At 46.8% G+C, this 10585-nt stretch carries 10 protein-coding genes; 6 read left to right on the forward strand and 4 right to left on the reverse strand.

What is annotated here, in order from left to right; genetic code table 11:
- Window positions 1–29 precede the first annotated feature (29 nt).
- The 4 genes from JWJ90_RS14255 to JWJ90_RS14270 form a co-directional block, all read right to left on the reverse strand.
- Complete coding sequence (locus JWJ90_RS14255; RefSeq protein WP_205227901.1) at window positions 30–1472, reverse strand: ATP-binding protein; 1443 nt, start codon at window positions 1470–1472, stop codon at window positions 30–32.
- A gap of 89 nt (window positions 1473–1561) precedes the next feature.
- Complete coding sequence (locus JWJ90_RS14260; RefSeq protein ID WP_205227902.1) at window positions 1562–2668, reverse strand: ABC transporter permease; 1107 nt, start codon at window positions 2666–2668, stop codon at window positions 1562–1564.
- Between the two features lie 77 nt (window positions 2669–2745).
- Complete coding sequence (locus JWJ90_RS14265; RefSeq protein WP_205227903.1) at window positions 2746–3870, reverse strand: ABC transporter permease; 1125 nt, start codon at window positions 3868–3870, stop codon at window positions 2746–2748.
- The gene (locus tag JWJ90_RS14270; RefSeq protein ID WP_205227904.1) at window positions 3867–5648 is read right to left on the reverse strand and encodes an ATP-binding cassette domain-containing protein; all 1782 of its coding nucleotides are present in this window, start codon (window positions 5646–5648) and stop codon (window positions 3867–3869) included. The genes JWJ90_RS14265 and JWJ90_RS14270 overlap by 4 nt, the downstream gene beginning before the upstream one ends.
- A gap of 1511 nt (window positions 5649–7159) precedes the next feature.
- On the opposite strand from JWJ90_RS14270, the gene JWJ90_RS14275 reads away from it, so the two are divergent.
- The 6 genes from JWJ90_RS14275 to JWJ90_RS14300 all read left to right on the forward strand — a co-directional run bounded on the left by JWJ90_RS14275 (window position 7160) and on the right by JWJ90_RS14300 (window position 10501).
- Window positions 7160–7348 (forward strand): hypothetical protein, encoded by a 189-nt coding sequence (locus JWJ90_RS14275; RefSeq protein ID WP_205227905.1) that lies wholly within the window; start codon window positions 7160–7162, stop codon window positions 7346–7348.
- Window positions 7306–7875, forward strand: a complete 570-nt coding sequence (locus JWJ90_RS14280) for an ISAs1 family transposase (protein WP_205227906.1) — start codon at window positions 7306–7308, stop codon at window positions 7873–7875. The genes JWJ90_RS14275 and JWJ90_RS14280 overlap by 43 nt, the downstream gene beginning before the upstream one ends.
- Window positions 7876–8216: 341 nt before the next feature.
- Window positions 8217–8786, forward strand: coding sequence for a hypothetical protein (locus tag JWJ90_RS14285; protein ID WP_205227907.1), 570 nt, complete (start codon window positions 8217–8219; stop codon window positions 8784–8786).
- A gap of 362 nt (window positions 8787–9148) precedes the next feature.
- Window positions 9149–9469: a hypothetical protein gene (locus JWJ90_RS14290; protein ID WP_205227908.1), complete on the forward strand. Its 321-nt coding sequence runs from the start codon at window positions 9149–9151 to the stop codon at window positions 9467–9469.
- Complete coding sequence (locus JWJ90_RS14295) at window positions 9466–9873, forward strand: DUF2752 domain-containing protein (protein ID WP_205227909.1); 408 nt, start codon at window positions 9466–9468, stop codon at window positions 9871–9873. The genes JWJ90_RS14290 and JWJ90_RS14295 overlap by 4 nt, the downstream gene beginning before the upstream one ends.
- Window positions 9874–10114: 241 nt before the next feature.
- Window positions 10115–10501 (forward strand): hypothetical protein, encoded by a 387-nt coding sequence (locus JWJ90_RS14300; RefSeq protein WP_205227910.1) that lies wholly within the window; start codon window positions 10115–10117, stop codon window positions 10499–10501.
- The last annotated feature ends 84 nt before the right edge of the window (window positions 10502–10585 follow it).

A 10585-nucleotide genomic window follows, 5' to 3' on the forward strand; every position in this document is an offset into this window, starting at 1 on the left:
TTCCAGAATCCGTGAGCAATCACTCGCTGTCAAAGATTCAGGGGCTGGTCCTTCTCGCCGAGAAAGGGAAGCCGAATGATGAAGGATGTACCCTGACCGGGGACACTTTGCACGGTAATTGTGCCCTCATGCTTCTGAATTATGCCGTAGACAACAGAGAGGCCTAACCCCGTTCCCTGTCCCTCTTCCTTGGTGGTAAAGAAAGGGTCAAAGATTTTTGCTTGATTTTCCGCGGAAATACCACTGCCTGTGTCGCGGACCTTGATCACGACCAACATATTGATAAAGTCGATTTTGGCGGTAATGGCTATTTCACCATGCCGCTCGATGGCTTGGGCTGCGTTAATAATCAGATTAATAAAAACTTCCTGCATCCGCTGCACATCGATATGAAAGACCAGGTCCTCGGGAATATCGATGGTCATGGTGATGTCCGGTGGCACCTGACTTCGTGCCAGAAGAACCGATTTTTTGACCACATCCGAGAGTTGAATCTCCCGCAGGCAGAAATCCTGTGCGCGTGAGAACTCCAGAAGGCTTTTGACAACATCCCGCGCGCGCAGGGTTTCCTGATCGATATTGGTGAGCATTTTTTTCATGAACACGGTGTCGCCACCGTCGAACTCATCAAGCGCTATCTGGCAGGAGGTGGAAATATTGTTCAACGGGTTGTTGAGCTGGTGGGCAACACCTGCGGTCAGCGTACCCAGGGAGGAGAGTTTTTCAGCCTGAATGAGTTGGTCCTGGCGCCGTTCAAGCTCAGAGACCATGATGTTAAAGGCTTCCATGACCTGCTGGATTTCATCGCGCGTGTTTATAACCTCAATCTTGCGAAATTTTCCCTTGCCGATATCAAAGGTGGCTTTTTTGATGACTGAGAGTGGTTTGAAGATGAAGTAGACAATCAAGACGGCCAGTAAAATGCCGATACAGATGGCCATGGACGACCAGGAAAAGAGCTGCCCACGCAGCAAAGAAATCATGCGGTGGATCTGGTCTTTTTCAAAAAATACAAGCTGTTCACTAATTTCGGAGAGAATTTTTCCCTGTGTGCGGATGGTGTCGGCAAGCTCTGTTTCGGCAAGGTGATCTGTCTGCTGAAGCGCCTGAAGTTGATCAATCGTGTGAAGGTAGGTCTTTATCTGTCGATTAAGCTCACGAATGCGGGGATTGACCGCCAGGTTTTTGTCGCGTTTGATAATACGCTCACCAAGTTCAATGGCCTCGTTGAGGATACGTTTGTTTTCCTGCAGTGCCTCTTTATGCCCAAAAAGAAAGAAGTTTTTTTCAAAACGGCGCGCCTCGAGCACGATGTTGTGAACGCCGTAAGAAGACTCTAAAATGCCAACTTTTTTCTCAGTGGTCACCAGATCTTCATGGCTCACAAAAGCCATCATTGAAATTGCGACGATGTAGAAAACCAGTACCGTGAGAATCTTAAAACTCAGGCCAAAGGAAATTTTTTTCTGCATGGACACTCCTCAGGATTCAGGGGAATAGTCTGGTCCCATACCATGGACGGCAAATCCTGAAAAGATAAGCAAAAAATGAACCGGTTTGGCTAATACATGCGATGCCTGAATAACCAAGTCGCCATGGAGAGTGTGACCAAAGCAATCAACGACATGGGCCAGAGATCATGGATGAAATAATGGAGGCCAGCACCTTCCAAAAACACACGGCGTACAATGGTGAGGAAGTAGCGCATGGGGTCAAGGTAGGTCATGGCTTGCATGATCTGGGGCATGTTGGCGATGGGCGTGGAAAAACCGGAAAGGATCACCGCTGGAACGATAAAGAGAAAAGCCCCCAGCAGCGCCTGTTGCAGGGTGGTGGAAAAGGAAGAGATCATCAGGCCAACCCCGATGATGGAGAGTATGTAGATAATCAGAGCGGGGTAGAGGACCAAAAGCGAGCCAACCAGAGGGACCTTAAACCAGAAGACGGTCACTGTAATAATAAGCGACGCCTCACCCACACCGACGATGAGTCCGGGCATGGCCTTGCCGATCAGTATCTCCCAGGGGCGCAGGGGAGTTACCAGCAGCTGGTCAAAGGTGCCGGCCTCACGTTCTCGGGCAACGGAAAGCGCGGTTACCACTAGGGTGACGATCATCGCCAGCAGGGCAATGATGCCAGGGACGATAAACCAGCGGCTCTCCAAATTGGGGTTGAACCAGGCGCGAATATTGAGCTGTGCCGGTAAGCCGTTGCCTTTGAGGGCCGCCTTTTCCTGATTGAAAGTCGTGATGATAGTGCGGACATAATTCAGGGCCAGCATGGCTGTGTTGGAGTTACGGCCATCGATCAAAACCTGAACCGGACAGCTTTCTCCCAGGGCCACCTTCTGGGAGCACTGCTCGCCAACCCGCAGTACAAGAAGTGCTCCTTCACCGTCTATAAGCGGGGTGATTTGTGACTCCGACTGGAGGTAGCCCACGATATCAAAGCCGGTTGAGCGTTCAAAACGACCGATCAGCTCACGGGAAAAATTCCCCTGGTCTTGATTGAAGATGGCAAGAGTCGCATGTTCCAGATCAAAGGTGGCTGCATAACCAAAGATGAGTAGCTGCACGAGCGGTGGTAAGATCACAGCCATGCGGCTTTTTTTATCGCGAAACAGAGCGAGAAATTCTTTGATGATCAGGGCCCAGAGTCGTCCACCCATGAGGGATTCCTTGTCGATGAATAATACGGTGATTGGTTAATGTAGGTTCAGGAATGAGGAGTAAGTGCCCCAAAGAGTTACTCCAGTTTCTTATGCGTTTTGCGGTATACGATCCCATGAAAAAAAAGCCCCATAAGCACGAGTGCCGCACTGTTGGGCAGGATCACACTCCAGACATTGCCCACCAGGAAGAGGGTCTGTAGAATCGACACATAGTAACGCGCAGCAATCAGGTGCGTCAGCCACTGCACCAGATCAGGCATGGAGCGGATATCAAAAATAAATCCCGAAAGAATAAAGGCCGGCAAAAATGTCGAGACCATGGCCACCAGAGCTGCCACAAATTGGGATTTAAAGACGGTAGAGATAAAAAAGCCCATACCGAGCGCCACCCAGAGAAAGAGCGCGGAGGTGGTCAGCAGCAACCAGAGCGATCCCCGCATGGGTACATGAAAGAGAAAAGAGGCCATGGCCAGGGAAATAAGCAGGCCGCCCATGCCTAAAATAAAGTAGGGGATCAACTTGCCAACCAGAATTTCCGGGGCAGATATTCGGGAAACCAGCAGGGCTTCCATGGTGCCGCGCTCCCATTCCCGGGCAATGACCAGGGCGGTGAGCAGGGCACCAATCAGGGTCATGATCACCGCCAGAACTCCAGGGACGAGAAAATCGGTGGAGCGGACTTCGGGGTTGTACCAGATCCGTTGCTCCAGCTGCACCGGCGGCGTCAGCTCACCTCCACGCAGTTCCGCCTGTTGCTCCAGCCAGGATCCCCAGATTCCCTGCACATAGCCCTGAATCAAGCGAGCGGTGTTGGCGTCCACACCGTTAACGATCAAGCCAATGGGGGGAGACTGGCCGGTCAGGTAGTCGCTGCCGAATGTCTGACGTACCCAGACAATACCATCGATCTCTGCTGCGCGCAGGGCTGTTTCGGCCTCCTGGATTGAGAGAAAAGTGCTCGGGTGAAAATAGGGGGTCTGCTCAAAACCGCCGACAAAGCTCAGCGAAGGCTGGTCCCGCTGCTCGACGACGATACCGATGCGCACATCCTGAGCGTCCAGGCTCACGCCATAACCAAAGATAACCAGGAGTAAAATGGGCAGGAAAAAAGCAATGGCAATACTTGAGGGGTCGCGAATGACCTGAAGCCATTCCTTGCGCATCATCCCCTTAAGGCGCATCAAGCGGCCCGGTCTCATGCATCACTCCTCTTTGCGGTATTGGCTTCCAAAAGCCCGATAAAGGCATCTTCCATGGTGGCTTCCTGACCATCCCGCTCAAAGGATTCTTTCATCGATTCCGGTGTTCCCTCTGCAAGGACCTTGCCTTCGGCCATAATTACCAGCCGGTCGCAGTATTCGGCTTCTTCCATGAAATGAGTCGTGACCAGGACGGTCACACCCTGGTCGGCCAGCGAATTGATCTGAACCCAGAACTCGCGCCGGGCAAGGGGATCAACGCCCGAGGTTGGCTCGTCGAGAAAGAGCACCTCGGGCTCATGCATCAGGGCAACCGCCAGGGCAAGCCGCTGTTTATAGCCCAGCGGCAGAGATTGACTTTCAGCGGAGATAAAATCATGGAGATCAAACGTCTCTATGGCCCAATCGATCTGCCGTTGTCGTCTAGCCCCACCCAACCCATAGGCACTGCTGAAAAATTTTAGATTTTGCATCACGCTTAAATTTTCATAGAGCGAGAATTTCTGGGCCATATAGCCAATACGCGCGCGAGCGGCTGCCGCTGCGGTGCGCAGGTTCATCCCGGCCACGGTGCAGGTCCCACTGGAGATGGGAAGCAGGCCGCAGAGCATGCGAAAGGTTGTTGTTTTTCCGGCCCCGTTCGCGCCGAGTAGGCCAAAGATCTCTCCGTGGTGCACATGAAAGCTTACATGGTTGACGGCATAAAAATCACCAAATTGCCGTACCAGGTTATCGACGGTGATAACCTGGTCATCGCTTTGCTTGCTGCCGACCTGGGCCAGAGCAATCTCACCGTTGCCGTTGCCATTGGAGTGTTCTTCCTTGAGTGTGGCCACAAAGTAGTCTTCAAAGCGGGGGGCGGCAGCAGTGATTTCTACCTTGGTCTCCTGGGCAAGTTGTGTCAGTTGCAGGGGGCTGGTGTCATGGCTGACGACTCGAATAGCCTTCCCCATGACCAGCGCATCCAATACTTCAGGATCGTGGCTGATTTGTTTTTGCAGAGACCGTTTGCCCAGACTATCCGCACGCACCATCCAGGTGCGTCCCGCCACCTGATCACTGAATTCCTGTGGAGTTTTATGGCCAAGAATTCGGCCTTGATGAATGAGGATCACCTCGGCACAGCGCTCTGCCTCATCCAGGTAGGCTGTGCTGAGAAGAACGGTCATTCCCTCCGCTTCAACCAGATGGTAGACAATTTCCCAGAGTTCTCGCCGAGAAACCGGATCGACCCCAACCGTGGGCTCATCAAGAAGTAATAACCGGGGGGGCCGGACCAGCGTGCAGACCAATCCGAGCTTTTGTTTCATACCGCCGGAGAGGCGCCCGGCCAGACGACTGCGAAATTTTTCCAACCCCGCCATGGAGAGCAACTGATCGTAGCGTTCAGCTCGGGCTGTCAGGGCAACGCCTTGCAGATCAGCATAAAGATCAAGGTTTTCCAGAACAGAGAGGTCTTCGTAAAGCCCAAAGCGTTGGGGCATATAGCCCACACTTGCCTGCACCTGGAGCGGCTGCGCAACCACATCAATACCCAGTGCACAGATCTCGCCGCTTTCCGGAGTCAGTAAGCCGCTGCAGAGCCGCATCAGGGTAGTTTTTCCCGCACCATCAGGGCCTATCAGCCCGGTCACCTTTTGTGGGGTGATCGTACAGCTTACCTGATTCAGGGCCGTGATTGTTTGCTGTTCTACACTAAAGGTCTTGCTGACGTCGGCAAGTGTCAGTGCCTGCTTTGGACCTGTTCTTTGCGAAGAGATGGCTGAGCTTGCTGTCATGCCTGGCACCTGAGAATCAATGGCCACACGGAAAAAGAATAAGGCCAGGTTGCTGTACAACGAACCATAAAAGCTCCTGACAGGGCTTGGGAAAAAAGTTTGTAGTCAAATTGTCTGCTGTCACCAGCGTTTAAAAAATGGGACTTTTGGTTTGGTCGGTTGCGATGGCTGTGGGGCAGATTAGGGAGGGCTGTGGGGTGCGACTGTTCCAGCTCCCGTTTCAACCGTTCATTTTCTGCTTTTGAAATTCGTTCAACAGCCACCTCTTGTGTTGGGCTGCAAGCAGTAAGTTCAGCTACAGCGGGGATGCAGAATATTGCGGAATTAGTGAGTGTTCATCAGCCTCCGTCAGATGTCACAAAAACCATATTTAAAAAAACTACAGTATAAATAGGCTGTTGTAAAAAGATTAATGGTAAAAATGAGCAGACCCCAATCCTGACAATGGCCTCTGACCGTTTGCCGCTGTTTTTTTTGGTATGGACAGCAGAAGATAGACCGTTCTCCAGATAATCTGGAGAACTGCTCTTTTCGTTGACCCTCTCTTGTCAACGAGGAAGAGGGACGGTGAAAAACGGGTGCATCCGACAGTTGTGGGATTTAAAGGTTTGGCGCCATATATGGATGCTGATTATCCATGCTGATGGCTGCATGTAGTGTATCGAGAATAATTTGCCATAAATATCGGATGCACCCGTGAAAAACGGCCCCCAATAGCTTTTTGTCAAGCACCTGTCTCCTCGTGGGGACAGGGTGGGCTGTTGGCTTCCGCTCAGGCGGAACCCCTTGGGGCTGCATAGTTCTTTATGAATTTCTAATATAATGGATGGGAACAACGTGGTATCGAAAAGGCGAATTGTAGTCTAACTTGCTGAAAATAGACAATTTGTATTGTTGAGAGGTCTCTGGATTTGTGGTACAGGAAAAAATAACGTTCTACTGTATTTTTTGATTGGAAGAGGATGCTTTAACAAAATCCTTCATCCGTGAGCATTTATCAGTGCGCCAGTTTCGTTGTTTGTGACATGCCGATTAAAGTAAACTTTATCGGTATGTTACAGGCAATGAAGGTGGCGTGCTAATGGATGCCCCAAAGGGCGGCGGGTGCAACTGAACAATACATGAATTTGTAAAAATACGTCGTCTTATTAAAAAGATGCGTTGTTCAGTGACCACCCGCCGTCACGGATTCGGGAAAATAACAAGGAATTCAGATGCTGGATAATTTACGTGTAAATTGGAAGCATCGTGACTCGCAGAATCATGGGTTATTGCGATGGTACAGGCAGCATGACGGCCTTCATTTACGTACGGAAAAGTGAGTGTAATATGATTTTGGGTGGTGTTACCCAGAAGAATGGTACTGACAGCTAGCTTTAACCGATTTGGCCTAATTGACTAAAATTACAGATTATTTTTCTCAAAAAATGAGCTTGTCATACTGTAAGAGGACTGTTGAAGACAGCGTCGGCCAGTCTTCCGGATAATTACTTGTTCAGAAAGAGATAAGGATGAAAGTTAATGATTCTATTGCGTTGGCAATACAAAATATAAAAAAAGAAGGCCTTGCGGATATTGAAGTATTTACAAGGATTTTTGAACTTAGCATGATTAAAGACAAAGTTGAGGGGCTAATTGTCAATGCAATAAAAGCACATTGCTTAAAGCCGTTGAAACAGTTTTCAGTCAGGCAGATGTAGAGATCTTCAATAGCGATACATTTGATTTCTCCCAAAACGAATGCAAAGGCCATGGTCGCCACGAGATCCGTTCCCATTACACAACTGATGCTGCCGAGTTGCCCATGATCGTACAGTGGAAGGGGCTGTGGACAATAGGTGTTGTTGTGTCTGAGCGGCACGAAAAAGACAAAAAAACTACTGAATGCCGCTATTATATTTCGAGCCAAGAAAACAACGCCGAACTCTTTGCCAAAGCTGTGCGAGCTCATTGGGGCATAGAAAACTTTCTTCACTATGTACTTGATGTTGCGTTTCGTGAAGATGGGGGCCGAATCCGAAAAGACGATGCTCCCGAGAATTTTGCCGTACTGAGTCATATAGCTCGTAATCTGCTACAACGAGAGAAAACCAAAATGAGTTCAAGCAAAGACAATTCAGAGCAGCTTGCGACAATCGGTTTCTTGGCAGTGTACTTGTTGGCTAAGAATTTCATGCGCTTGCCCTGGGAGGAAGGCTCATTCAGGAATAAAAATTCCTATGCATGAATATTTGAATACCAACTGCCCAAGCGATATTGGCTGGAACGACACAGGTTATGAAACACGATGGAATTAAAGGCTACTAGATATGGAGAATTATTAAAATAACGATAAGGTTATGCCGTCAATCAATCTACCGGACTCGCTGGAGTTAGCTGGTTATTTCAACGTTGGATCTAGATAAAATATTTTGAGGAAATAAAATGAATTGCAAATTACTTTTAGTTTACCTGCAATTAATACCTGTTATATCTGCATTGTCAAGTATACATTTATACGCGAATACTGAAATGGTACAGTACGTGCAGGATAAATTTGATAGCAATTCATATATAAATGAAAGAAAAATGAAATTTTTAGTAAGCGAAGATAGGAAAAATATAATAACTATTAAATTTATAGAAGGGAGTTTTTCTCTTAGAAAAATGATAAATAAAGGAAAGTCATTAGAAAAAATTGTTAAACTCAACGGATATCATTCTTATGATGCAAAAATAATAAGCGATATTTATGCAGAGATTAAAAATTATGCTAAGGGGTATAAATTTATTTTGATATCAGAGTTTAATTCATCAAAAGATAAAGCCATAATTTTAACTAATGAAGCTGATATGTTGTATGTATACAAAAAATATGATGAAGCAATAAATAAATTGAATATGGCAAATAGTCTTTATGAGAGCAGCTATCGGTATGGTGCGTTATCAATAATATATGCCATCTTGGGGAATTCAAAAATGTCATGCGAAACATTAAAAAAACATTTCTATCTAGAGCCTGAAAAATCAAAAGAAAGGAAAAGAGATATCAGGACATGCATAGCAGCCGACCTTCCGAATGGTAATAAATACAAAAATATAATGAGTGATCCTTGCTTTGAAGAGGTTATGAATGACAGGGCAAGCACATCAAAATGAACTGGCCAGGCTCATTTAGAATCGAATTATTTACGGCTAGCGAAAAAATACGAATGAAGTCGATTTATTATTCAATTCTGCCCGCATAGCTTCAATATATTACCCTTCAAAAAAACGCTCACTTGGAGAAGGGGTATGAAAAAACAGCGGCCAGATATTGTTTCCCATTTCGTATAATAAATGGGGCCAGGCCACTTTTTGACTCTATATAGCTAAATATTTCACCGGATTAATCGATGATCATCATATTCGCAATATCGAAAGGAGGTTGTAAATGCGCTAAGAAAACTTAATTAAAAATGAAAAATGTTTTTAATTTCTAGTCGTTAAATTTTTAAATAAACGGAAAAGGATGAATTCACATGTCTGAAGGGCTTAAAGACTCTGGAACGGTAACTGCTTTATCTGTAATAGGGTTGGTATTCGGTTTAATCGGTATGCTTGGATCATTTATACCCTGCATTGGTTCTATTGCTTTCTATGTTGGTATTCCAGCGGCTATTATATCTGCGATAGCATTAGGTGTCGCTTACTCTCAGAAGGCAAAACAAACATTTGCTATTGTAGCTTTAACAATAAGCCTGATTGGCGTCGTTATTTCTGGATGGCAGTATTTTAGTATTGTTACAGCTGGAAAAAATGCTCAACAACAGTTAGAGCAGATGAGTAAACAGCGTCAATGATGCCTGATATTTCAGAGCAGTACAAATTCGTAAATTTAGTATTGCTGTTTTTGATTAGTGTGGCGGTGATTACTCCATTTACTCTTGATATGCCAAATGTAAATAGGTACTCATGCCCCATTAAATTGGTTCCGCCTACTTGCTTTGTTAAACAATATACAGGTGAAGAATGCTCTATGTGTGGATTAACGAGGAGCATCGTGGCATTATATAATGGTGACCTTGACCTTTCTCTTAAGTTTCATCCAGCAGGTTATATATTTATTTGTTTGTTGCTTTTCGAGTTATTGTGTCGAGCTGTGCCAATTATATTTTCCCATAAATTGATTCCTTGGTTAGATATTTTTCAGCTTGTCGGTGTAGCCTTTTTGTTTAAGATTATTGTTAAAAGTAAAGGGGTGTAGGTGTAAATTGCACAACAATGCTAATGCAGCGGATGCAAATAGCTGCGCAGTAGAACTCGACGATTCATGGTGACGAAGTCGACGAGTTCTGCTGCGACCAAGAGAAAAGTGGAGGATGATCGTGTCGAGGAAACCAGCCAAAATCGTTCTGATCTCAACTGTTCTAATCATGATCATAACCATCGTCGTTGTGTTGTGTGTCACCTACACGGCTGACAACCAACCGCGCCGAGGGCTTGCTATGGAAGATATAACCGAGTTGTTTCGGCCAGAAACCAAACAATTTGGACAAGTAATTATCAAAAACTATCATGAGTTCCGTGGCAATACTGTCAGATGGAGTGCTGCTTACTTTGGCTGTCTCTTCGGTTCCGCTACTTTGAGTGCTCTTGCAGCCTTATTCCTGAAACTTGAAGTTCTGAGAGACAGTCCGAAGTTGAGAACAGATATCGCGGCGTTCCTGGCAACCGTCGCAGCCCTCCTAGTTACACTCTCGACAACAGGGGATTTTCAACGAAAGTGGCAAGCAAACAGGGTAGCCGCAGGGGAAATGGAGAATCTCGCCTACGAGTTGATCCGGCCATCTGTAGATTCTCAAGTTCCCGTCCAACATGTTTCTCACGTATAATTACCAGCTATTTTTCCAACGTAGATGGCCGGAAGGATTTCTCCTTCCGGCCATTTTGATCGTAGACAGCAGTCTACCGCACCG

It is taken from the genome of Desulfobulbus rhabdoformis (genome assembly GCF_016919065.1).
Classification (GTDB): Bacteria; Desulfobacterota; Desulfobulbia; order Desulfobulbales; family Desulfobulbaceae; genus Desulfobulbus; species Desulfobulbus rhabdoformis.

Bases quoted from the DNA above. Each gene is read 5' to 3' on its own strand.
- JWJ90_RS14255 (WP_205227901.1), bottom strand. From the start codon at position 1,472: ATGCAGAAAAAAATTTCCTTTGGCCTGAGTTTTAAGATTCTCACGGTA.
- JWJ90_RS14260 (WP_205227902.1), bottom strand. From the start codon at position 2,668: ATGGGTGGACGACTCTGGGCCCTGATCATCAAAGAATTTCTCGCTCTG.
- JWJ90_RS14265 (WP_205227903.1), bottom strand. From the start codon at position 3,870: ATGAGACCGGGCCGCTTGATGCGCCTTAAGGGGATGATGCGCAAGGAA.
- JWJ90_RS14270 (WP_205227904.1), bottom strand. From the start codon at position 5,648: ATGACAGCAAGCTCAGCCATCTCTTCGCAAAGAACAGGTCCAAAGCAG.
- JWJ90_RS14275 (WP_205227905.1), top strand. From the start codon at position 7,160: ATGAAAGTTAATGATTCTATTGCGTTGGCAATACAAAATATAAAAAAA.
- JWJ90_RS14285 (WP_205227907.1), top strand. From the start codon at position 8,217: ATGAAATTTTTAGTAAGCGAAGATAGGAAAAATATAATAACTATTAAA.
- JWJ90_RS14290 (WP_205227908.1), top strand. From the start codon at position 9,149: ATGTCTGAAGGGCTTAAAGACTCTGGAACGGTAACTGCTTTATCTGTA.
- JWJ90_RS14295 (WP_205227909.1), top strand. From the start codon at position 9,466: ATGATGCCTGATATTTCAGAGCAGTACAAATTCGTAAATTTAGTATTG.
- JWJ90_RS14300 (WP_205227910.1), top strand. From the start codon at position 10,115: ATGGAAGATATAACCGAGTTGTTTCGGCCAGAAACCAAACAATTTGGA.